The organism is Actinomyces massiliensis 4401292 (genome assembly GCF_000269805.1).
GTDB lineage: Bacteria > Actinomycetota > Actinomycetes > Actinomycetales > Actinomycetaceae > Actinomyces > Actinomyces massiliensis.
Genome location: NZ_JH711483.1, coordinates 524,992 through 549,491, shown reverse-complemented (window position 1 = coordinate 549,491; position 24,500 = coordinate 524,992). Strand labels below are relative to the sequence as shown.

13 protein-coding genes are annotated in these 24,500 nt (G+C 69.8%); 3 read left to right on the top strand and 10 right to left on the bottom strand.

Annotated features, from left to right (window positions below):
* Positions 1 to 57: 57 nt before the first annotated feature.
* Complete coding sequence (locus tag W5W_RS0113990) at positions 58 to 3,558, bottom strand: DUF4132 domain-containing protein (RefSeq protein WP_017195858.1); 3,501 nt, start codon at positions 3,556 to 3,558, stop codon at positions 58 to 60.
* A 303-nt stretch (positions 3,559 to 3,861) separates the two neighbouring features.
* On the opposite strand from W5W_RS0113990, the gene W5W_RS0113985 reads away from it, so the two are divergent.
* Positions 3,862 to 6,192, top strand: coding sequence for a PQQ-like beta-propeller repeat protein (locus W5W_RS0113985; protein WP_238533367.1), 2,331 nt, complete (start codon positions 3,862 to 3,864; stop codon positions 6,190 to 6,192).
* A gap of 77 nt (positions 6,193 to 6,269) precedes the next feature.
* Here W5W_RS0113985 and W5W_RS15145 read toward each other — a convergent pair whose 3' ends face one another.
* From W5W_RS15145 to W5W_RS0113955, 6 genes are all read right to left on the bottom strand, one after another.
* Complete coding sequence (locus W5W_RS15145; RefSeq protein WP_193760094.1) at positions 6,270 to 8,501, bottom strand: hypothetical protein; 2,232 nt, start codon at positions 8,499 to 8,501, stop codon at positions 6,270 to 6,272.
* Entirely contained in the window at positions 8,498 to 9,700 is a 1,203-nt protein-coding gene (locus W5W_RS0113975) for a VWA domain-containing protein (RefSeq protein ID WP_017195856.1), read from the bottom strand. The genes W5W_RS15145 and W5W_RS0113975 overlap by 4 nt, the downstream gene beginning before the upstream one ends.
* Complete coding sequence (locus W5W_RS0113970) at positions 9,697 to 12,189, bottom strand: DUF5682 family protein (protein WP_238533366.1); 2,493 nt, start codon at positions 12,187 to 12,189, stop codon at positions 9,697 to 9,699. The genes W5W_RS0113975 and W5W_RS0113970 overlap by 4 nt, the downstream gene beginning before the upstream one ends.
* 95 nt (positions 12,190 to 12,284) lie before the next feature.
* Positions 12,285 to 13,466, bottom strand: coding sequence for an ATP-binding protein (locus tag W5W_RS0113965; RefSeq protein WP_017195854.1), 1,182 nt, complete (start codon positions 13,464 to 13,466; stop codon positions 12,285 to 12,287).
* Between the two features lie 79 nt (positions 13,467 to 13,545).
* The gene (locus tag W5W_RS0113960) at positions 13,546 to 14,556 is read right to left on the bottom strand and encodes an electron transfer flavoprotein subunit alpha/FixB family protein (protein WP_017195853.1); all 1,011 of its coding nucleotides are present in this window, start codon (positions 14,554 to 14,556) and stop codon (positions 13,546 to 13,548) included.
* 81 nt (positions 14,557 to 14,637) lie between these two features.
* A complete protein-coding gene (locus W5W_RS0113955; RefSeq protein WP_017195852.1) occupies positions 14,638 to 15,396 on the bottom strand; it encodes an electron transfer flavoprotein subunit beta/FixA family protein in 759 nt (252 codons plus the stop codon).
* A 246-nt stretch (positions 15,397 to 15,642) separates the two neighbouring features.
* Here W5W_RS0113955 and glgX point away from each other — a divergent pair, with 246 nt between their 5' ends.
* Positions 15,643 to 17,964 carry a glycogen debranching protein GlgX gene (glgX, locus tag W5W_RS0113950; protein WP_029574352.1) on the top strand — a complete coding sequence of 774 codons (2,322 nt, stop codon included), beginning with the start codon at positions 15,643 to 15,645 and terminating at the stop codon, positions 17,962 to 17,964.
* A gap of 155 nt (positions 17,965 to 18,119) precedes the next feature.
* Here glgX and W5W_RS0113945 read toward each other — a convergent pair whose 3' ends face one another.
* The 3 genes from W5W_RS0113945 to W5W_RS0113935 are packed head-to-tail and all read right to left on the bottom strand — an operon-like array spanning position 18,120 to position 22,555.
* Positions 18,120 to 19,031, bottom strand: a complete 912-nt coding sequence (locus tag W5W_RS0113945; RefSeq protein ID WP_017195850.1) for an MBL fold metallo-hydrolase — start codon at positions 19,029 to 19,031, stop codon at positions 18,120 to 18,122.
* A 42-nt stretch (positions 19,032 to 19,073) separates the two neighbouring features.
* Entirely contained in the window at positions 19,074 to 21,650 is a 2,577-nt protein-coding gene (locus W5W_RS0113940) for an ABC transporter permease (protein WP_017195849.1), read from the bottom strand.
* Positions 21,647 to 22,555 (bottom strand): ABC transporter ATP-binding protein, encoded by a 909-nt coding sequence (locus W5W_RS0113935; RefSeq protein ID WP_017195848.1) that lies wholly within the window; start codon positions 22,553 to 22,555, stop codon positions 21,647 to 21,649. Before W5W_RS0113935 ends, W5W_RS0113940 begins: the two co-directional genes overlap by 4 nt.
* A gap of 129 nt (positions 22,556 to 22,684) precedes the next feature.
* Between W5W_RS0113935 and W5W_RS0113930 the strand changes: the two genes are divergently transcribed.
* On the top strand, positions 22,685 to 24,430 hold the full coding sequence (locus W5W_RS0113930; protein ID WP_017195847.1) for an alpha/beta hydrolase: 1,746 nt from the start codon (positions 22,685 to 22,687) through the stop codon (positions 24,428 to 24,430).
* Positions 24,431 to 24,500: the final 70 nt, after the last annotated feature.

Here is a 24,500-nt window from a genome sequence, read left to right as displayed (position 1 = left end):
CAGGACTATCGCCGCAGGGGCGGTAGGGGTTCAGCATGACATCCACCGCGCGTCTCCTCACCACGGACTGGCATTCTTCTGCCATTGAGGGTCGAATGGCCCCAGAGCCGCCATGGCCTTGTAGTCGGCGTAGCACTCGGCCAGCAGCACGGACGGCACGGCGGCGAGCTCAATCTCTTGACCCTGGCAGGCGAAGGACAGGCCGATGATGGCGCAGGCCATGTTCCCCTCGGGAACCCAGGAGCCGGTGAAACTCAAGACCGCGGTCACGTTCGCGGAGGCGAAGTCCTTGATGTATGTGTCGAAGGTGCCCCCGTCCATGACGGCTCCGCGCCGGTAGCCGCGTGTGGTTGCCGCACCCCGGAGAGTCAAGGTGTCTGTCACATGGCCCTGGAGGTCGATGAGCACCTTCTGCCCCCTGGCAGTATTCGGGAGGGTCGCGCTCAACTGGTCGAACAGAGGCGTCACTTCGTAGTCGGCCATGTGCGCCTGCCACGCCGCCGCCTGGTCCGCGCTGACGGCGGTGCGGTGGGCGAGGGCGACGGCTGCGTCATCGCTCAGGTCGAGCTCGGCATCGTCGATTCCGATGAGCGCTCCGTCCTCGGCGGGGCGGAAGGCCACCTGCTCGCCGCCATCGGCAGGAATCATGAGCCACACGAGCCGAGTGACGAGCCGGCCGACGAGAGGGTGCGAGACCAGGTGACGGCGCCATTCTGGGACCGGCCAGGTGCGGCCGGCGCACATGGCCTCATACAGCCGCCCGGACTGCAGAGTCAGGACCGCCCTGGCCTCCTTGCGCGCGGCCGTCAGCTGCTTCTTCGCCGCCTTGACCGCGTCCCCGTCCTCACCGGAACGGGCAGCAGGCAGGGACTTGAGAGTCTTCCCGGCGGAATCGGCCAGCTCGATCCTGAAGTCCGGGGTGAGTCGGCCCATGAACTCACGCGGACCGTAGGACACGTGCAGCAGACCGTCGTCGGAGAATCCTGCGGTCGGGATCGTCCGGTCCGCCAGTTCCTCCGCGCTCCAGCCCCGCTCCTCGGCCACCTCCTGCGCCAGAGCCTCAGCGGTCCGCTGAACGCTGGACATCTTGTGGCGGCGCGCAATGCTGAGAAGCACCTGGAGCGCCTCAGGGCTCGAGTTGGCATGCAGAGCGTGCACCAGCGCCTCGAACTGGGCCCGGCGGCTCGGATTGTCCCGCATGTAGGAGCGCACCAGCCCCGCCAGCTCGCCGCCCTCCATACGCACCGCGAAGGCCAGCAGCCCCTTGTCGGCCATGGCCGAACTCGTATAGGTCCGCCGATGCGCCGCACTCGGCAAATGAGTGTCCTTCACCATCCAGGAACGGGTCACATGCGCGGCGAGCGCAGCGGCGTCCGCCGGCTCCAGGAGAGACAGGTACAGGTCGATGAGCCCGCGGCCGGACGGGTTCTTCAACTTGTCCGCCAGTACCACCCACCACTGAATAATGCGCGGATCAACCCTTGATCCGTCAGCCCATGTCGCGGCCGGCAGCGCCTCCATGTCGAACCAGGTCAATGACGCCGGAATGCCGCCCGTCAAGCCTTTGACAGCCTCGGCCCCCAGCACTTCAGGGGACAGGAGCTCCCTGGCATCACCGCCGCAGCGGCCCAGGGCGCTCAGCAGAGCGGCCCGCACGACCTCCTTCTTCTCCTTGGCCAGCGCCGTGCGCACAGCCGGCACCGAGGCCGCCCGCCCCAACGAGCCCACCCAGGCGGCGGCCGAGACCCGCCCCTCCACGGTTCTGGCGGCAAGACCCTGCTCGGCCAGCTCGCGCACACGTGGATGGGAGCGCAGCGCTGCCTGGGCCAGCGGACGGTTCACCTTTGAGGAGCCCACGGCGATCTCAGCGATCACGGGCAGCAGTTCGGTAGGAATTCGAGGGAAGGCCTCGATGATCTCCAGAGCGCGCGGGGCTGTTTCGGTGTCTGTCAGGGATTTGCGCAGCACTTCGAGGTGCTCGGCATACCACGGCCAGGACACCTCAGGATCAACGGCATTGAAGATGTATCCGTGGAAACCGCCGAGGCGCTCAGCCGCATCGGCGGCCAAGCCCAGGCGCGCCATGAGATCCTCAATGGCCCGAGGATCGGTCCGCGACCCCGCATAGTGCTCCAGCGTCCGCCAGCACCAGGCCCTCTTCTCCACGGCGTGGAGCCGCAACGCATGCGCCAGGGTGAGGCTCGGAGCATGCTGGACGAACCAGAAGGTATTGAACAGGTTCAGGAGCACGGGAGGCCGATCGCTCTTGCCATCGGCGACGGACACCAGCACATCCAGGAGGTCATCCATGACCTCGAGAAGTTCTCTCATCTGCCCATGAATCCATGAGTACCGGCGCCCATCGGCGCGGTTGGCCATGCGTTCCAGGACAGGACGCAACTCGGCCTTGATAGGAGCGGCGCTCGGCCCCATCTCCAGAGGCGGGAAAGGCGGCAGCTCAATCGGCTCCTCAGCTCCTGGGCTGATCGCATGATGGCGGGCCCGGGTGCGGGTGATCAGATCGGCCAGTTTTCGATTCACCGCGGCAGCCTGAACAAGCAGATCATCACCGCCGGAGGCCGAGGTCAGGAACTCCACCAGCTCCGAGGAGCGGTACGCCGGGGCCTTGGCCAGGACCGGGGCGAGCCCCTCTGCTCTCACGGCCGGCTCGAGGTCGCCGAGCATGTCGATCGCCTTCCGGCGCAGCTGCTTGGAAGTCCCCACACTCAGGACCGCAATCAGGTGGGCTCCCGCAGCTGCCCACGGTGCGCTGGCCGCCATGTGCCTAAGCACATTGCGCTGCTCGTCCAGGCTCAGCGCCTGCATGAGAGAACCGGGCAGGGCACTCGCATTCCGAGTGAGATACTCGGTAACACCCGGCAGGTCTGCGGGTGCCGCATGTTTCACCCACGATGATCTGTCGGTGACGTCGGAATAGGAGGCCAGGAAGAGGATGGAAGGAATATCCGCGCCCTCCACGCCCTCGCCCTCCAGCAGCGACACCAGACGTCGGGCATCCCAGGCCGGTCGCTCCTCGACCAGTCGCTCGGCGAGACCAACAAGCCGCTCTCGCTCAATAGTCCAGACAACATCGGTCAGGAGAGCACCGAACCAGCCGGGCACCTTGTCAGAATTGTCGGAACTGTCGGGAACGGGCGCGCCACGGCTGGCTCCAGTCTGAAGAACGGCGTCCAAGAGCCGACCGAGGCGCACCCATTGAGCAGAGCCGACCGCATTGCTGCGGTAAAGGGAGTCGCGCAGCACGACGATCGAGCGCCCCGCATACTTCTCGATCGTCCACGTGATGCCCACCGCCTGAAGACGCGCAGACCGCTCCTCCTCCAGCTCGAAGAGAGGAGAGGAAGCACCTGGGCTCGCGGGCAGAAGGCACTTGTCCGGATCATCTCCGAAAGAGGCGACCGCCCGCAGAACCTCCGGATTCGTACCCTCGACGACGTAGCCGACCGCGCAGGTGTATAGGCCCTCGTCAACCGCCTTGAGCGGCAACAGCGCTCGATTGACGAGGTCACGGATCTCACGGACAACGGGATCGGTCATGGCGGTCTCCTTGCTTCAGTCATCGCCGACTCGCCACCGGCGACGGCGGCTCCCATGAAGGGTAGGGAGCGGGTGCGACATGAATTCGACCCGATCAGGCCGATCGAACTCATCGGAGAATAACCTCCCACCTGTCCGGAACGCCCTTCATCCGTGGGGTAGAGCTCCCCCAGAGCTCCCCAAATAGCTCCCAGGCATCGAGCACGTCCGCCCCGCAGCCCGCCGGCGGGCGGCTCACCAGAGCACCGGACCACCGGAGCCTCGCCGCCATCGGCAACCTCGGAACAGTCTTACGCTTGCCCCATGTCCACCGAGTCTCCGTCGTCAGCGCCCGTCGGAACTGGATCGCAGCCGCCACCGCCCCCGCCCGACGAGACCGCTCCCTCCGCAGCACCGGCCCCGCCGACTCCCACCGTCACCAGTGCTTCCCCGGGCCCTCCCATTCCGCCACCGCCACCCCCGCCGCGCGTTCGTCGTCGCCCCCTCAACAGGTTGCGCAGGTTCGGACGCACCGGCGGCGCCGTCGTCGTGGTCACCGTGGTCATCGTGCTCGCCCTCGTCGGCGGCACCGCTTGGGGAGCGGTGCGCGCCAGGAGCATCCAGACCCACAGGACGCCGCCGACCGTCCAGGCCGCCCTCGACCTGTCGAACCTCGGCGACAGCCCGACACCCGTCCCCATCGGCCCTGAAGGTCCTGAGAGCCGTAAGAACTCCCAGGACTCCCCGGACTCAGAGGACTCAGAAGAGACCGTCGTCCTCGCCTCCGGGCAGACGCGAGTACTGCGCGTCGCTCAGGACGGCCGCGAGGCACTGGTCGGCATCGACCTCGCCTCGGCATCGGGCTACCCGGCATGGCAGGCTCCCGTGCCGGACGAACTCGTCGGGCAGGCGCTGAACTGCGACCTCGCGCAGGACGTCCTCGACTGCGGCGACCTGCTCAGCATCGACCTGGCAACCGGCGTGAATCGGGCCTCCGAGCCCAGCGCATTGTCGGCCTCCGTCCCCGGTCCGGCATCCTCCGGAGACTCTCAGACCTCAGCCCCGGACGCCTCACCCGATCCCTCGGCTGACGGCAGCCGCTCCCCCGCCGCCAGCTCGACCTCGACCACCTCGACTGCCCCGACTGCCTCGACCACTTCGGCGCGCTCGGCACGCTCAGTGCGACTGAACGACTCCGACGCCGGCTCAACCTCCGACCCGACGCCCTTGGCCGTGAGCCCGGACGGTGTTCTCACCGCCGACGGAGCGACGGTGAAGGGACTTGAGCTCAACGGCGCCGCACCGGTGTGGGCGGCCCACCTTGAGGTGCCCCGTACGCTCATCGGCATCGCCATGCCCATGACCCGCCGGGTGTGGGTGGTCAGCGACGGCACGACCATGGCGGCGATCGACGGCTCCACCCTGTTGTGGTCCTCTCCACTGCCCCAGGGCGCCGCGGAGCTCAACAGCCTGGGCGTTCAGGATCCGCCGAGGTGGCTGGTCCACCAGGGCGCGATCGTCATGGCGCACCCTGACGGGATCGTGGCCCTCGATCCCGTGGACGGCAGCACCGTGTGGCGGGTCGCCGGGCCGGTGATCTCCTGGTCCGCCTCCGGCGACGCGCTGGTGGTCTTCAACGGCTCAACCGCGTCCCTGCTGTCCTTCGGCAAGAACTCCGCCACCGCCACCGCTCTGCCGTCGTCGGCCCCGACCACCGCTTCCGCGCCCGACCAGGAGGACCTGAAGAACTCCACGCTCGAGGTCCCCGACCTCTGCAAGTCCGCCGGATCCCAGGACCCGGCCACCGGGAAGACCCTGGCCGCTTTCGTCGACGGCACGGCCACCGGGACCGCCCCGGGTGCGGCGCCGCCCAGCGCCACCATGAGAGCGCTGCAGCCGGGAGTCTTCGACGGCTCGCCGGTGATGATCGCCGTCCTGAGGTGCTACGGAGGAGGCAATACGGCCTTCGACGCGATCGCCGTGTACGACTCCGACAAGGCGCTCATCGGGAGCGTGGACCATGTGATGCAGGACGACATCGGCGAGACCCCGGACCTGGTCATCGAGAACCTGCGCTCCGTGGGCAACACCGTGATCTACAGCGTGCCCGGCATCAAAGTGGCGGGCGACACCGCCTGCCATGCGTGCGCGGGAGGCGCCGAGGCCACGGTCACCGCCCAATGGGACGGGGACTCCCTCGAGGTGGCCGACGTCCTCTACCGCCTGCCCTCGGGAGCGGTTCGGATACCCGCGACCCAGGACGTCCAGGTCGCCTACGACGCCATCGCCTCGGACGACGAGGCGACGGCCGAGGACCTGGTCGAGCAATCAGTCCTCAATGAACTCGACCAGCACCTCGGCCTGGGCCAGGACCCCGCCTCCACGGTGCGAGCCGTGCAGTTCCCCACGGGCGGCAGGGTCGTGGGATGCGAACTGGCCGGCCCCGACGGGACTCCGTACAGCATGAGCGGCAACGGCCAAGCCGTATCAGCGGGCACGATCGCCTGCCCGGTCACCACGGACGACCCGACCAAGCCCTGGCTGCACCCCAAACCGGATCAGTACGGCAGGCGGACCTACGCATCCTGGCTCATCCTGCACGCCGACGAGCGCGGCCACTACAAAGTCATCGGCATCGGCCGCACCATCGCCTGAGGCGCCGCACACTGCTCGCCCGTACAACCGCGCACCAGCGCCGACTCAGTGAGGGAGCCCGCCTGTGCGCGGCCCGATCAGCGCGTCAGCGCCCGAATCCGATCCACCACGGCGCAGGCGCGCAGAATCGCCTGCGGCCCGGGCTCGTCCTCGACTCGGGTCAGGGCCGCCGCCAGGGTCTCCAACTGGAGTTCGCGGGCCCGACGCGCGCGGCTGGTCAGAACATGCGCGGTCCGCCCCTGCGCGCGCAGGGCCCCGGAGGCCGCCAATGCCGTCAAGGCCTCGTGCAGGTCCTCGCACAAGGACTCGATCAGTCCCGAGACGGAAGGCGGCGGTGTCGGCGCAGCAGTCTCGGCGCGCAGCCGCTCCAGACGCTCGGCAAGACGGTGGTAGAAGCCGAGCCTGCCCGCTCGGATCGAGGAGATGGAGGGTGACAGCAGAGCCAGGCCGCCCTCGCGGCGCACATAGATCCCAGCGGGACGATCTCCCTCCACGGTCATGGCGACCACGGGCAGATCGCGAGTCAGGACAGCAGCGATCAGGGCGGCCTCAGTACTGTCGGGAACCAGCCGGAGCAGATGCTCCTCGCCCGCCATGTCGCACACCGGCCACACGTACTGCTGGTGGATCTCATCGAGATCGATCCTGCCCAGCCCGGACGGATCGGGCAGCAGAAGCCTGACTGGTGGGAGCGGAGCCTCGAAGCTCGCGGCTCCGGGGCCGCGTTGCAGAGCCCGGAGTTCGTGGGCGATGGCAGCCAGGTCGATATCGTCATAACCACCGCAGTGCCTCACCGTGGTGCGGGCGGACGGGGCGAGAGCGCCATCGGTGCGGCGGGTGGCCCCCGTCAGGCGGAGCGGGCCGGACAGCAGCGCCCTGACGGAGGCTCCCCATACCAGCGGGATGTTGTCAGCGCGCTGGAAAGTCGGGTCGGTGCCGGCCGCCCGGCCCGTGGTGACCGATTCCAGCCGGCAATTCTCCACGTCCCAGAAGCGGGCGGTCAGACCACGGCTGCCCGAGGGGGCGAGCCACCAGGTGGCCGACAACGGCATGAGCAGGCCGGGCTGGACCCGCTCAGCATCGGCGCGACCGAGCAGGGCGGGGTCGGGAGCGGCGCTGGTCGTCTCCAGCGCCCGTGTCAGGGACCAGGCGGCGGCCAGGGCGCTGAGCGCGGCCGACTCGTCCATCGCATCATCGCGGCGGGCCACCGCGTGTACTGCAGCTGCAGTGGAGGTCAGGAGCCGGGCCAGACGCGGGATCTCCTCGAGTCGGGCGGCCTGGGCGAGGCGATCGAGCTCATCGGCACTGCGGGGGCCGGCATGAGAGATACCGGCGGCGATAAGGCCCTCGACCGCGTCTGCGGCGGAGGCGAGCAATCGGCGCTGATCGGCGGACAGGACAATCTTTCGGGTCGGCCAGGGCCAGGCCCTGCCCGCCCGGGCGAAGAGACGCACAACGGCCTGGAGACGCCAGGCGGCATGAGTCACCTGGGCGTGGCGGCCGGCGACGATCATTCCCCTGGGCCCCAGGCCGGCGATGACGACCACCTCGGGAGCGTTCGGCCAGGTGACGCTCAGGCGCCCCGGTGCGCGGGTGACCAGAGTGTCGGCGGCGAGGATATCCGGGTCGGTACCCGCCAGCGCGGCGGTGACGCGACGCAGTGCGGCCACACCGAGAGCCTTCTCGACGACGGCCGGTTCCCAGGCGAGAACCTCCGCCAGGACCGGATCCTCATCATCCCCATCGGCAGCTGTGTTGGCTGCATCTTCTGCATCTTCTGCATTTTCTGCGTCTTCAGCGTCTTCCGCATCGGCTGTACCGGCTGTACCGACGCCCTCCCCCGAGAATGCGCGGGATTCCGAAGGACCGACCAACTGCTCGTCCTCAGCCGCGCCGCCGGTCCCGGGGACAGCGGCAGCGGGCCCGCCGGGATCAGGCTCTGCAGACGCCTCGGCCGCCACGGCCTCGCGCATCCACAGGCAGGCCGCAACCACATGAACGCATACCCCGGCGACCGGGCAGGGGCAGCGCGCATCCTGCGGGCCACCGGCCGTCAGCACCACCGGGACCGCCGGCCTCCCGACCGCGACGGTGAGCGTCTCAGCGGATTCAGCGGATTCAGCGGATTCAGCGACCATCTCGTTAGCGCTCCCGGTCGGTCGCCCCGCCTCCTGGACCCCGACGCGCCCGGCGGCGACCTCGGCGCGTCCGCGCCGCACCAGCCCGCGATTGGCCAAGGCCTCCAGGGCGACGTCGTCGAAGGCGGCGTAGACCGCGCTCCAGGCGGGCAGGCCACTCATACGGTTCATGCGGTCGCCTCCGCCAGCCAGTCGGCGAAGCGGTCCGGGGTCATCGCCGCGATCCGCATGCCGACTGCGGCGAGCTTGTCGGCGACCGTCCGATCGAACCAGGGCGCACCATCGTCGGTCAAAGACGCCAGCCCCAGCATGGTCACCCCCGAGTCGGCCAGGCCCCGCACCCGCGTCACAAGGGAGGAGACCGATCCTCCCTCCTCGAAATCGCTGACGAGCGCCAGCACCGTCCGGGTGGGCTGGGTGACCTGGGCGGCGGCGTAGCCGACGGCATTGGCGATATCCGTGCCGCCGCCGAGCTGGGAGGTCATGAGGATCTCGACGGGGTCGTGGACCAGATGGCTGACGTCCACCACGGAGGTGTCGAAGAGGATCAGGCGCACTGACATGCCCGGCAGAGCGGCCAGGATCGAGGCCATGACGGCGCTGTGCAGGAGGGAGGAGGACATGGAGGCGGATTGGTCGACCACGATGATGATGTCCCAGGCCACGTTGTGGCGCCTCTGTCGAGACATGAAGCGCACCTCCTCCACGAGCAGGCGCCCGGTCCGCGGATCCGCATGCCCCAGATTCGCGGCAATGGTGCGGCGCCAGTCGAAGTTGCGCGCCGAGGCGTGAGGGCTGCGGCGGTGGCGCTGACGCGCGCCCGTCAGGGCCGTGGTCATGGGGCGGCGCAGACGCTCGAGGACGTCGGCGACAATGCGGGCGATGAGTGTCCGCAACCCATCGGCCAGAGCGGGTGAGATCGTGCCCTTGATGCGCAGGAGGGCAGCACCGAGCTCGGGACTGGTTCGAATGGAGTCCACCGCGTCGGGGTCGGCCAGCAGATCGCTGAGCCCGTAGCGGGTCAGGGCGTCGCGCTCAAGGCGCTCGATGGTGGAGGCGGGGAACAGTCGGCGGGCGCCGTCCAGCCAGTCGACGGCCCGCAGCGCGGAGGCCTCCAGTCCTCCGCCTCGGCCGGCTCCATCCCGATTCGCCGCCCCCGAATCGCTCAGACGGTGTCCGCGCTCGGTGTACTCGCGGTCGTAAAGGTATCCCAGCGTGCCATCCAGATCGGCGTCCTCGGGATGGCGGGGCAGAGCGGACTGCGCGTATCGCCCCAGGACCATGCGCCAGCGGCGCACGGCCAGATCGTGATCCAGATCGGCCTGCGGGCCGTACTCGGAACCTTCCTGAGGAGCCGAGGGCGTCGTCATCGGCCCACCCACTCCTCCAGGCCGTCGCGCACCAGTGAGGCGACGAGGTCCCGCTCGACCTGCCGCCCCACCGCCGCCTGGGAGGAGTCCACGTTCCACACCACGTCGATCCGGGCGGCATCGGCGCCCGTCAGCGAGGCGATCTGCTCAGCCAGACGATGGGTCTCGGTGGGGCGCAAGGCGGTGAAGGCGCGTCTCAGATCCGGCAGGACGGCCAGGAAGCCGGATTCATCCAAGCCGGTCAGAACGCGGGTGATCGTTCTCAGGGTATCGGGGGCGCGAAGGATCACGTCCGGCGACGTGCGCACCAATCCCACGAGGAAATCGGCCAGGACGGCCGGGTCCGCCCCAGGATTCAGGCGGGCGACGACGGCGGCGGTCACCTCCTGGCGAGTCAGGGTTCCGATGGTCGCGGCAATGCCGGTGGCGCAGCCCGCGAGCACCGGCGCAGTGGCCCGGGCACGGCGCAGGGCGTCGATCTCGCGCAGAACGGCTTCCCGTCCGGGATCAACAACCTCGGCGGTTCCGCACGCTCCAAGGGCGTCGGATTCGTTGGCCCCGTCGCTGTCATCGGCCCGGGCCAGTCGAACGAGCAGGTCGCGCACCGCGACGAGCGCGTCCACCGCCTCCGCCGCCTCGTCATCCGCCAGCCCGGCCAGTTCGGCCACCAGGCGGGCGACTGCGGCAGTGCCCCGGCGAAGCATGATCCGCAATCGGGGGCGGGCACGGTCCAGACGCAGACGCCCCGAGCCCTCCACGAGGGCGACCAGACGATGCAGGACCTCGGCGAGCTCGCCAAGATCGCTCAGGTCGGTCAAGGCGGCCTCGAGGGCGTCGCACACCTGCTCCGCGGCCTCGTCCATTCCCATGAGCGCGAGCTCGGTGAGTATCCCGGCGAGGGCGGCGGCTCCGATCTCGCCGCTCAGGCGCTCGGCCAGACGCAGGCGGACCAGGATGTCGACAGTGGGCGCCTCCTGGGCGGCGCGCACCAGGGACGCCTCCACCATGGGGGTCCAGGCGTAGGCCCACTCCTCGACGAACTGCCCCAGGCCCGTGCCGGCCACGAGGTCGGCGCCACCGACCTGGCGGGCCAGGCCCACCCCGACGAAGCGCAGGCGGGCGAGCAGCTCGCGGCGCTCGCGGTGGCGGGGCTTGCGGGCCGTGTCCAGGCTGACGCGGCGCTCCGCGGCATCGTCGAGCGTGAAGCGCAGGGCGCGGAGTCTGGCGCGCACCTCGGCCACCAGCGGCGGACTGGCGGTGCCCGCCGGGACTCGCCCGAGATCGGAGGCGGCGAAGACAGTGGCGACAGCAGCCCCCAGATTGCCCGACAGACCGGTGTCGTCCTTGACCAGGCAGCTGGTCAGGGCGTCCAGGAGATCGGTGCGTCCGGGCCAGGCGCGCCCGCGCAGCGCGGCCAGGCCCAGGGCCTGCTCGACGGCGACGCGCGCCTGGGCCGTGCCCAGAGGCTCTCCCGTCTCGCGCAAAGCGTTGACGACGTCGAGGATCACCGTGGTGGCGAAGCCGTGCGGGCCGGTGGGCGCGTCGGCCCTCCCGGAGGACTGCGAGATGCGGGCGCGCCAGGCGCGCTGCCACAGACCCGGGGAGGGCATGCCGGCCCCGTAACCGCGCAGAGAGTCCAAGCGGGCGAAGTCATAGCGGATGAGCCAGCTCTCCCCGTCGGGCCGCGCCTCGGGCTCGGGCAGCCAGGCGGCCTCGGGAGTGGAATCGAGAGCGTCGAGAAGCGCCATGGTGTGAAAGGCCCCGGTGACGACGACGATCGGGGCGCCGGATCCACTGCCACCGCTTTCCGGCTCCGGCAGGCGCTCGCGCAGAGCCGCGGCCATGACGGCCTCGCGAGCGTGGGTGGAGTCCGCGTCGAGGACCTCCCGCTCGGCGTCCAGACGGGCCAGGGCCGCCCAGGCCAGGGTGTCGGCGAAGAAGCCCTGCCAGGCGCGGATGTCGGATGTGCCGCGGTTCTCGAAGAGCTGCTCCCAGACCTCGTCGTGGTCGCGGCAGCCCAGGCGCCTGGCCAGGGCGTCCAAGGTGGTGGAGTGGGCCAGGTGGTACTCGGCCTGCAGGGTGCGGGCGGCGCTTCCCCCGGCGGCAGTGGCGGAAGTGCCGCGCGAGCCGGGATTGCGGTCGATGAAGGCGACCTCGGCGGCGTGCTCGCCGGCCCAGCGCAGGGCGACCCATTCCGGGGAGAACTCGGCGAGCGGGTAGTAGGAGGCGGTGCGACCGGTCAGCGAGAGCACCGCGATCGGGGGGACGGTGGCCGGATCTTGAAGAGCCGGCAGAAGGGGTGTGTACTCGGCCGGCCCCTCGATGAGGACTCTTCCGGGCCGCACCTGCTCCAGGAGCGCGCTCAGGGCCAGGGCGCAGGCCGGCGAGTGGTGGCGGATCGGGACGAGGTGGACTCCGCGGTCGGCCCAGGTGCGCTGAGCCTCCAGTGCGCGCCGCAGCCGGGGCGGGAGCGGGGTGGCGGACGCCACGGGGGCGCAGCCGGATCGCACGGCCGTCGCCGCGGGGTCTGAAGCCCCCGAAGCGCCTGAAGCCCCCGAAGCCCCGGTTTCCGCCATGCGGACGTTCACTCCCACAACCCCTGCGCAGCGCTGAAGAAGTCCTTCCAGTGCGCGGAGGTGCGGGCACGCTCGCGCACCACGGAGTCGACGTAGAAGTTCATGCGACGGGCATCCTCCGCCTCCCCCTTGAGGACGACGCCGATGAGTTGCCGGGCGATGTCGGCGGCGCGAACGCGGCCGTCGCCGAGGTAGCGGGCGCTCATGGAGGCGGCCACGCCGACGTTGACGGCCTCGGCGGTGGACATGACCGCATCGGGGCGCTTGACCGGGACCCCCGAGGCGGTGGAGCCGGTGCGCAGGTCCGCGAAGGCGGTGACCAGCACGTCGAGCACCTCCGGACTCATGGGGGCGCGCTGCGGACCGAGCTCGGCCTCCAGCGCCCTGGTGATGAGCTGGGCCTCGAAGGCCCGATCGGTCAGAGGACGCACGGTCTCGAAGTTGAAGCGGCGCTTCAGCGCGGCGGACATCTCGTGGACGCCGCGGTCGCGCAGGTTCGCGGTGGCGATGACGTTGAAGCCCTGCGATGCCGAGACGCGGAAGCCGTCGCCCAGCTCGGGCACCATGAGCTGCTTCTCGGACAGCACCGACACCAGAGTGTCCTGAATCTCGGGTGGGCAGCGGGTGATCTCCTCGAAGCGGACCAGGCGACCCGACTCCATGGCCTGGTAGACCGGGGAGGGCACCAGGGCGCGGCGCGAGGGGCCCTCGGCGATGAGGAGCGCGTAGTTCCACGAGTAGCGGATGTGGTCCTCAGTCGTGCCTGCGGAGCCCTGGATCGTCAGGGTCGAGATCCCCGAGACCGCCGCGCTCAGCAGTTCGGAGAGCATCGACTTCGCGGTGCCCGGCTCCCCGACGAGCATGAGTCCCTGGCGCCCCAGCAGCGTGACGACGGCGCGGTCGACCAGGGGGTCATCGCCGTAGAACTTGCGGGTGACCCCCAGTGCCTCGTCACCGACGATGAAGGCGCGCACCGAGCGGGGTGACAGCCGCCAGCCGGCGGGAATCTCGGCTCCGGAGTCGGCATCGGCGGCGGCCAGGGCGGCGAGCTCGTGGGCCCAGCGCTCCTCGGCGGGCGGGCGCAGCTCCCCCGCCGAGCCGTCGGACTCGACGGGCTCGACGGGCTCGGAGTCGGCGGCATCAGGAGCATCGGACGCGGCGGAGCGGGAGGCGGCGGATCTGGCAGTCATCTTGTTCTCCTTCGGACACGGAGTTGAGCCGGCCGAGAACCAGCCGATCGGTGATGCGATCGGCTGAACCGCCAGGTGCTCAGCCGCGCAGCCGATCGAGTTCGGCGACCAACTGCGGCACGACCTCGGTCACATCCCCCACGACCCCGAAGTCGGCCATCTCGAAGATCGGGGCCTCGGAGTCGTCGCACACCGCCACAATGGTACCGGCGCCCTGAATACCACTGGTGTGGTGAATCGCCCCGGATACGCCCAGGCCGATGTAAAGACGCGGGGCGATCGAGACGCCGGTCTGGCCGATCTGGGCGGACCGCTCGATCCACTCCTCGTCGCAGGCCACACGGGTGGCGCCGACGGCCGCGCCCAGCGGCTCGGCCAGGGAGCGCACGAGGTCGAAGTCGCCGTCCACACCGCGCCCGCCGACGACGACGGTGCGCGCCCCGGCCAGATCGGGTCCGGCCGCCGCCGCGGTGCTCTCGCGCGAGACGAGCCGGACCGCGGCCGCCTCACGGCTCACCGCGACCTCCAGCGCCACGGCCGGCAGCGGCGCAGCATCGTCGACAGACGCATCGGGCACCTCGACGGACCCGGGGCGCACGGCGAGGATCGGCGGGTGCACGGTATGGGCATTCGCCGACATGGTGGTGGACCAGGAGCCGGACAGCACGAGTCGATCAGCGTGCAGCGCCCCATCCACCACGCGCAGATCGGCGACGTCGCTGACGCAGGCGGAATCCAGGAGGACGGCCGCGCGGCCGGCGGTCTCCTTGCCGCGGTAGTCGCTGCTGACCAGGACCGCGCCGGGAGCGACCTCGTGCACGGCAGCGACGACGGCGTCGGCCCCAGCCGCGGCCTGAGCCCGCTCCCCGCCCAGGTCGGCGACCAGCAGACGGTTCGCGCCCGCAGCGGCCAGGGCGGCGGACGCCTCCGCCTCGACCGGGCCCAGGGTCAGCGCCACGACATCGCCACCGCCGCCGGTCAGCGTCCGGGCAGCGGCGACCAGCTCGAGGGCGGGATCGGTCGGACGAGTGCCGTCGAGATCGGCGAGTACGAGGACGGGGGCATCGAGAGTCCCGAGGGCCTCAGACATGATCTTCTCCTTGGGGGATCATCCCCGCACGCGCGGGGCCATACGTCTTATATGCGTTATATGCGTCTTAATAACGCGCGCTCAGACGAGCTTGGAGTCCACGAGCCAGGCGGCGAGCTCGCGCCCGGCCTCCCCGGCGTCGGTGCGGATGGTGCCGGCCTGGCGGGCGGGCCGCTGCTCGGCGTCGATGACGCGAACAGCGGCGGGACGCGGCTCCAGCCCCAGATCCTCCAGGTCCCAGGTGTCCACGGGCTTCTTCTTGGCGGCGCGCATGGCGGCGAAGTTCGGGTAGCGCGGCTCGTTGGCCTGGTCGGTCACGGACACGAGTGCGGGCAGCGGGGCGGACAGGACCTCGCTCAGCGTGCCGGTCGTACGGGTGATGGTGACGCCCTCGGCGCTCGCCTCCAGAGAGCTCGCCAGGGTCAGGGCAGGCATGCCCAGAGCCGCGGCCAGGGCTCCCGGCAGCATGGAGGTCAGGGCGTCCAGGGAGGCCATGCCGGTGACCACCAGATCCACGTCGCCGATGCGCTCGATGGCGGCGGCCAGCACGCGGGCGGTGGCCACCACGTCCGCCCCGACCAGCTCGTCATCACTGACGACGACCCCGGAGTCGGCCCCCATCTGCAGGGCGCGACGGATGGCGTCCTCGGCGTCCTCCGGCCCCATCGTCAGGGCCACGACCTCTCCGTCGAGCTCTTCGACGAGGCTGACGGCGGCCTCGACGGCGTTCTCGTCGAGCTCGTTGAGGACATCGTCCTCGCCCCGGACGAGGCGGGCATCCTCAATGCGTCGCTCCGACTGCACGTCGGGAACGTGCTTGATGCAGACCACGATTTTCATGCGTCCAAGATTGCCATATTGGATATCCGATTTGGATATCCGCACCAGTGAGCACTGGATCACGCGACTCGACCCGCCCCGCCTTGCCGCACTCCTCGGCCCAGAGCGGGCGAGGCGGGCTCACCCTAACCTCCCGAAATGTCACGGATCACAAACCGAAACCCGAGGCGGGCAGCGGCATGTACGAGGCATGTACCACGTCTGCCTCGAGTGGCCGCTGCGCGGCTGTACCTCGACAATGGAGCCATGTCCCCCTCGTCAGAGCCCCAGCCGGCCGCCCGAGCGCTCTCCAATGCATCGGACCGCACCCGTCTGGGCGCTACCCTGACCGAGGACGGGGCAGACTTCGCCGTCGTCGCACCGCACGCGAGCGCGGTCGATCTGTGCCTGATCGACACTGACGAGGACGGCGCCGTCGTCTCAGAGCGCCGGGTCGGCCTGCACGGCCCGCGACTCGGCGTGTGGGACGCGCATGTGCCCGATGTGCAGGCCGGCCAGCGATACGGCTACCGGGCCCACGGGCCGTGGAATCCCTCCGGGGGGCTGCTGTTCAACCCCCGCAAACTCCTGCTCGACCCCTACGCGCGGGCACTGGACGGCAAGCCGGTCCTGGGTCCCGAGCTGTACGCGCACGCCGTCGACGAGGACCTCTCCCCCACGTGCATGCCCTTCATCCCCTCGGAACTCGACTCCGCCGGGAATGTCGCCCTCGGCGTGGTCACCGGCGAGCAGTTCCCCATCGTGCCCGGGCCCAAAGTGCCCGAGGGCCGAACCGTCGTCTACGAGACCCACGTCAAGGGCTTCACCCACGACATGCCCGACGTGCCCCCCGAGCTGCGAGGCACTTACGCGGGCATGGCCCATCCCGCCGCGATCGAGCACCTGCTCTCGCTGGGGGTGACCGCGGTCGAGCTGCTGCCCATCCACGCCGCCTTCTCCGAGGCCTTCCTCCTGAAGCGCGGGCGCACCAACTACTGGGGCTATTCGACGCTGTCCTACTTCGCACCCGAGCCCTCCTACGCCACCGCCGCATCACAGGCCGCCGGGCCCCAAGCGGTTCTGGACGAGTTGCGCGGCATGGTCTCACTGCTGCACAAGGCCGGCCTCGAAGTGATCATGGACGTGGTCTACAACCACACCTGCGAGTCGGGCGTCGATGGCCCGAGCCTGTCCCTGCGCGGCCTGGGCAATCTGGAGTACTACCTCCACTCCCCGCATCGTCCTGCCCAGTACTTCGATGTCACGGGCACCGGCAATACGGTGGACTTCCGCTCCACTCGGGCGGTCCAGCTGGCGCTGGACTCGCTGCGCTACTGGGCCGGAGAGGTCGGCATCGACGGCTTCCGCTTCGACCTGGCCGTGACCCTGGGACGAAACGCCTCAGAGTTCCACGCCCGTCACCCCCTGCTGGTCGGGATGGCCACCGACCCGGTCCTGAGCGGCGTCAAGCTCATCGCCGAGCCCTGGGACATCGGGCCGGGCGGTTGGCGCACCGGTGACTTCCCTCTGCCCTTCCACGACTGGAACGACCGCTACCGCGGTACGGTGCGCTCCTTCTGGCTGCACGACGCCTCGGAGATGTCCAAGGGACGCCCGGGCTCCGATCTGCGCGACCTGGCAACGCGCCTGTCGGGCAGTGCCGACACGTTCAGCTACGGGGAGTGTCCCGGCGGGCGCGGACCGCTGGGCAGCGTCAACTTCGTCACCGCCCATGACGGCTTCACCCTGCGCGATCTGGTCTCCTACGACTACAAGCACAACCTCGCCAACGGCGAGGACAACCGGGACGGCACCGATGACAACCGCTCCTGGAACCACGGCTTCGAGGGGCCGCTGGCCGAGGGCATGGGCGGGGGCCCGATCGAGATGCTGCGGCGCCGCTCCTCCCGCAATGTGCTGGGCACCCTGTTCATCAGCGCCGGCATGCCGATGCTGCTGGGCGGCGACGAGATGGGCCGCACCCAGGAGGGCAACAACAACTCCTACTGCCAGGACTCCTCGATCTCCTGGTACGACTGGGATCTGGCGCCATGGCAGCGCGACCTGCTGGCCACCGCCAGCTTCCTCGTCGAACTGCGCGAATCCCATCCCGTCCTGCGGCCGGAGAGCTTCGCCACCGGCTCCGCGCCGGAGGGGGACACGCTGCCCGACCTCTCCTGGTACCGGGCCGACGGCGTCCCCATGGACACCGACGCCTGGCACGATCCGTGGACCCGCGTGATCCAGATGCTGCGCAACGGCGGACCTCTTCAGGACAACGACCTGCTGGTGATCATCAATGGCTGGCTCGACCAGGTCGATGTCACACTGCCTGACGGCCACGGCACGGATTGGCATCTGTCTTGGGACTCCACCTGGGCGGTTCCGCGCCCCCACACCTCGGCCTTCGCCCTGGCCCGCCGGGTCAGTCGTGGAGCGGCCCGCACCCGCGTGATCAGGCCCACGAAGGACCGACCCCAGCGCTCGGCCGAGTGCCGGCACGACCGACCCGGGGACACCACGACCCTGGACGCGTTGAGCATGCGGATCTACATGTCCGGCGAGGTACTCGAGCCCCGGTCGAGCTGACCCGCCGGTCGGGATGCCGCGGTGGCGGCAACCACCGAGATCGGTCCACCTCCGCATCGAGATCGGTCGCACTCCGCGCCGAGATCGGTCGAGTTCCGGCTCGAGATCGGTCGCAATCCGCGCCGAGATCGGTCCGGAACGGCGCTTGCAGGAATTCAGCGGATCCGCAGACGGTCCAGGTCGGCGAGTGCGACGACGTCGTCGTGCATGCTGCCCGCCTCGGCCACGTGAGGCTCGGTCGAGCCGTAGCGCGAGGAGAAATGCGTGAGAGCTAGCCTGCGCACGCCCGCCGCCGCAGCAACCCGCCCGGCGTCCAGAGCTGTGGAGTGCCCGTACTCGCGGGCCTTGCCCGCCAGATCGGACAGGTAGGTCGCCTCCATCATCAGAAGATCGACGCCGTCGGCCAGCAGCTCGGCGCCCCGGCAGGGCCGGGTGTCCTGGACCAGGGCGAAGGAGGCGGGAGTGCGTTCGCGGGTGACCTCCTCCAGGCGAGTGATGACCCCGTCGACGCTCACCCGGCCCTCCCGGTGCAGTCGCCCCACCAGGGGCCCGGCAATGCCGCGCGCAGCCAGGGCCCCGGTATCGAATACTCGACCGGGCGCGTCCTGGACCCGATATCCGATGGCGTCCACCCGGTGGTCCAGGGCAGCGGCATGCAGGATGAGACCGGACAACCGCAGTATCTCGGTCGGCTCAGCCCCGACCTCGACCGGCAGCAGACGCAGGTCGGTCCGATCGTGGTAGATGCTGGCGGCGCGCAGACGATCGACATACTCCTGGCCGCTGGCCGGATAGACGAGGGTCACCGGATGGGGCACCTGATCCAGGCTGATCCTCTGAAGGACCCCGGGCAGCCCCAGGCAGTGATCGCCATGAAGATGGGTCAGGCAGATGATCTGAATGCGATGCGCCGAGATGCCGGCGAGAGTCATCTGCCGCTGGGTGCCCTCACCGGGATCGAAGAGAATACCGGTGGGGCCCCAGCGCAGAAAACAGCCGCTCTGGTTGCGTTCCCTGGTGGGCACGAGGCTGCCGGTGCCTAGGGCGATCAGCTCGCGCTCACTCATGGGCTCATCTTTTCCAAACGGCGATCACTCGGTATCACTCGATCACTCGGTGGCGATGGCCTTGAGGACCGGCATTCGCACGGCCCGCACTGCCGGCCACAATGCCGCGAGGACTCCGACGAGGATCGCGACCGCGAGCATGATCGCCAACTGGAGCCATGGGATGGACAGCTCTGTCAGGCCCTGGTCGGCCAGGACCGAGCGCAGCGCACCCGCCAGCAGCACACCCATGGCGCCGCCCAGGACGGTACCGTAGACGGCGGTGAGGACGGACTCGCACATGATCTCGCCGGCCACCTGGGCCCGCCCCAGACCGACGGCGCGCATGAGCCCGATCTCCCGGGTTCTCTCACTGACCGACAGGACGAGGGTGTTGACGATGCCGAGGACGGCGATGACCAGGGACAGGCCCAGCAGTGCGTAGAGCACGGAGAGCATCCGGTTGGCCATCTGGCCGGTCTGGTCGGAGAGCTGGCTGGCATCGAGGGCCTCGAAGACGTACGCCGGCTTGACGATGTCCTGGATCTCTGATTGCACGGCGCTCGTGTCGGCCCCGTCGTCCAGGGTGACGAACAGCCCCTGCGGAGAGTCCAGGACCTCATCCGGGTCGGACGCGATCGGAATGATCCACGAGCCCACGGCAGCAGCGACGTCGGGCGTGGCGTAGAGCGTACCGGTGAGCCCTTTGGAATCGGCGATCGCGGAGACGGTGGCACTCACCGAGCCCGTCGGCCCCGTGACCGTGACCTCGTCGCCCAGCTCGAGGCCGGATTCTGCGAAGGCAGCCACATGCGTGTCGTCGAGGGAGCCCATGGAACCGGCGGTCACGCCCGGGTCGTAGAAGTCGGTGTAGCGCTGCGGGTCGATGGCGACCATGTAGCCCATGTCCTGATTCTCATCCGGCATGGTGGTGGTGACCGAGGAGACGGCGTAACCGGTGGTCTCCTTGACGCCGTCGAGCGCATTGATCTGCTCGGTCATCTCGGAGGGCAGAGGAGTGAGCTGGCCCGACGTGGCGGGCGCCCGCACCAGGAGGTCGGCCCGCATGGAGTCGTTGACGATCTGGCCGATCGAGGCCTGCATGGAGGAGGCGATGATCGTCCCGGCGCTCACGAGCGCCATGCCGATGACCAGCGCGGCCGAGGTCGCGGCCGTCCGGCGGGGCGCCGCAGCGAGGTTGCGGGCCGCCAGGCGCCCGACGGGGCGCAGAAGGCGCAGCGGCATGGCGAGAACCGCGATGGTCTGACGGGCGAGGACCGGGGAGCAGACGAGCAGTCCGAGAGCGAGAGCGCCTGCTCCCGCGCCCAGCACGACCGTCCGGTGGGACAGGTCCTCATTGGTCCAAGCGGCGATCACGCCCGCCAGGCCCGCGGCCATCAGGAGGGCGCCGATGATGCCGCGCGCCCACAGGGACTTCTCACGCGCCCCCGCGGTGCCGCGCATGGCCTCCACCGGCGGGGTGAGGGCGGCGTCGCGCGCGGGCAGGAGGGCGCCGACGACGGTCACCAGCAGACCGATGACAATGGATGTGGCGATGACGCTGCTCGTCATGGGCACTCCCCCACCGGGCAGAGGCATGCCGTAGGCCTCCAGAACGACGACGAGGAGGCGGGTCAGGCCGACCCCGCCCGCGACCCCGATGAGCGATCCGACAATGCCGATGATGATCGCCTGGAACAGCACCGTCCCGAACACGGAGCCGGGTGAGGCCCCGACCGCTCGCAGCAGGGCGAACTCCTTCTGGCGCTGACGCACACTCATGGCGAAGGTGTTCATGATGATGAACGAGCCGACGAACATCGCCAGGACCACGAAGACGAGCAGGAAGGTCTGGATATAGCCGAGTATGGACTCGACGTAGGCGTTCTGCTCATCGATGCGCTCGGCGCGCGTCTGCAGGCGCGCCGAGTCGGGGAGCAGGTCGGTGATCTGCTGGCGGACGGTGGCGGTATCGGCGCCGTCCTCCAGGGTGATCTCGATCTGGGAGACCTTCCCGTCCGGAGCGGCCATCCCCATCACCCAGGAGGGGTCGCCGCCCACGAGCGTGGCCCCGGCCAAGGAAGTGTCGAAGGTGAATTCCCCGACCACCGTCACCTCCGAGGGGGTGCCGTTGATGACCAGGTGCGTGCGGTCTCCGATGGCCAGGCCAGAGCGCTTCAAGGCGTCCGACTCCAAGCTGATCTCCTCGGCCCCGAAGGGCTCCCGACCCGCGACCATGCGATGCCCCGGGTCATCGGGGAAGATGGGGGCGATGACGGTCGGAGCGCCGATCGAGGTCACGGGCGCGCCGTCCGCTCCGACGAGCGTCCCGGACAGTGAGGAGGCCGCATGAGCGGCGCTGACGCCGTCGATCTGCGCGATCTGCTCAGCGGGCGCGCCATCGACCTTCTCCGACAGGGCGCCGCTGTTTCCACTGGACTTCGTGTCCTCGAACGGCTGCCCCGTCACGTAGAGGTCGGCCGTCAAGGTGGAGGACGTCAGCGCTTTGAAGGTGTCGGACAGGACGCCGCGCAGAGCGAGGGTGCCCGATAGGAAGGTCACGCCGAGGACCACGGCGAGGACTGTCAGCAGGAACTGCCCGGCATGAGTGCGCACCGAGCGCAGAGCGACCCGGATCATAGCGCCGGCTCCCGCTCGCCGGTGGGCTCGGGGATGGACCCGCCCTCTGAACGGCCCAGGTCGTGCAGGGCCTCCAGCACCCGGTCCTGGTCCGGCTCGTCCATCTGCGCCACGACCCTGCCGTCGCGCAGGAAGAGCACGGTGTCGGCCCATGCCGCCGCCTCGGCCTCATGGGTGACCATGACGATGCTCTGGGCGAAGTCGTCGACACTGGAGCGCAGTACCTTCAGGACCTGCTGGGTGGCGCGGGAGTCGAGGTTCCCGGTGGGCTCATCGGCGAAGACGACGGCGGGGCGCCCCACGAGCGAGCGGGCGCAGGCCGTGCGCTGGACCTGCCCGCCGGAGAGCTCGGCGGGCCGGTGGGAGAGGCGGTCGGACAGCCCCACCGCGTCGACGACCTGGTCGAAGCGGCTGGAGTCGACCTTCCGGCGGGCGATATCCAGGGGCAGGGTGATGTTCTCCCCCGCCGTCAGGGAGGGCACCAGGTTGAAGGACTGGAAGATGAAGCCGATGCGCTCGCGCCGCAGTTTGGTCAGGCGGCGCTGGCTCATGGAGGTGATCTCCTGCCCGTCCAGGGTGATCGTCCCGGACGTGGCGGACTCCAGGCCGGCCAGGCAGTGCATGAGGGTGGACTTGCCCGATCCCGACGGGCCCATGATCGCGGTGAAGCGGGCGCGCGCGATGGAGACGTCCACCGCATCCAGCGCAGTCACGGCGTTCTCCCCGCGACCGAAGATCTTGGACAAAGCGCGTGCCGTGACGACCGGGTCCTCAACCGGACTGTGCGCGACCAGACCGGAGCCCCCGCCGCCGGGCGGGCGTCCCTCCTCGCGCCCCGGGGAGCCGGGCCCTCCGGGGGTCCGTGGGAGGGAGTCGCCATTGCCCTGTCGTACGTGCTTAGTCATGGCGCGAGTTTTTCATGGGGATTACCCTGAGCCGAATCGGGGACCTCCCGGAGTGACACCTGAGTCTACGACGCCAGTCCCTCAGCCTCAGCACTGCCTCAGCCGTCTATCCTCTGAGGATCTCAAGCCGTGACGCGCTCGACATCATCGCCGATCAAGCCGCTTCTCCTCGAGCGCATCTGGGATCGGCTTGGCCCGGATCCGGCGGGACTCCTGCTGGGCGCGGTCTTCTTCGTACTCGCCCTGACCCCTTCGCTGCTCCCCCGCGATCTGCTCGTCCAGGGGGTCGCCTGCGGGCTGTGCGCGGGAACCGGCTACCTGCTGGGGGTCTGGCTGTCCTGGAACTGGCGCACCTGGATCCGCACAGCGGTTCGAGCCCTGTGGGCCTCCAGCGGATGGAGCCTGCCGGCGTGGTGGCCCCGCTGGAAGCGGCGCGTGGAGATAGTCCTCAGCCTGGTCGTGGTCCTCCTGCTCAACGGGATCCTGCTGGGCGCGGTGCATTGGCAGCAGGAGGTGGCCGCACTGACCGATTCGCGGGCCTACACCCCCGCCCAGTACTTGATGGTCTTCCCAGTGGGATTCGGTCTGTGGATGCTGCTGGTCATGGTCGGCCGCGGCTTCCTGCGCCTGGAGGACTGGCTGCGCCGCCACCTGCCGCAGCGCCTGCCGATGCCGGTGCGCTCCATGTCGGCCTGGATCATCGTGATCGTCCTGATCTTCGCCCTGGTCAACCATGCGATTCCGGGCCTCATCATCAGCGGCGCGGAATCGGCCTTCTCCATGCGCAACGACGCCGACCCTCCCAACACAGCCCGGCCGATGGCCGCCGAGCGGTCGGGCTCGTCGGATTCATCGGTGCCGTGGGAGACCCTGGGGGCATACGGCAAGCGCTTCGTGGGACGCGGCCTGAGCGCCCAGGGGCTGCAGGAGATCACCTCCCGTCCGGCCGTCGAGCCGATCCGCGTCTACGCGGGCCTGAAGAGCGCGGACACCGACGAGGCGCGGGCCGCCCTGGTGGTGGAGGAGCTCAAGCGCACCGGCGCGGCCTCGCGCTCCGCCGTCATGATCGCCCCCACCACCGGAACCGGCTGGGTGAACCCGATCGCGGCCCTGTCCCTGGAGCTCCTCTACGACGGCGACACCGCCATCGCCGCCGCCCAGTACTCCTACCTGCCCTCGGGCGTGCAGTTCATCGCCGACACCGACAAGGCGCGGGCCTCGGGCAGGGCGCTGGTGAGAGCCGTCGTCGCCTGGTGGAAGACCCTCCCCGAGGACGACCGCCCCCGACTCCTGCTGTACGGGGAATCGCTCGGCGTGATCGCGGGCGAGGCGGCCTTCTCCGACCTGGGCGACGTCGTGGACAGCGTCGACGGCGTCCTCTGGGTGGGGCCGCCCAACTCCTCTCGACTGTGGCACGATCTGGTCGCCCGTCGCGACCCGGGCACCAGGGAGGCGGACCCCACCTACTCGGCGGGGATGACAGTCCGCTTCGCCCAGGACAGCAGTCAACTGCAGTCCTTCGTCGGGGACGACACCTGGGGCGACAGCCGCATCCTCTACATCCAGCACCCCAGCGATCCGGTGGTGTGGTGGTCCCCCCGGCTCATTCGCGCCCCTCAGCCCGATTGGCTGCGGGAGACGGCGGGCGCCGACCGCTCCCCCGCCATGCACTGGATGCCCTACATCACCTTCTTCCAGGTCAGCACCGACCTGCCACGGGCCACGAATGTCCCCCACGGCCACGGGCACCACTACGGCACCGAGATCCTGGACGGACTCGCCCTGATCTGCGACGACGCCTTCACCGCCGAGCGCATCACCCAGGCGCACCACGAGCTGGAGTTGGCCCTGGCCGCTCAGCCCAGCGACGACTGAGAGGCAGGGCGGCGGCTCGGCGTCGCCTCCCCGCCCATCTCAGGGCGAGCTCGGGGACGAATGGGGCGAA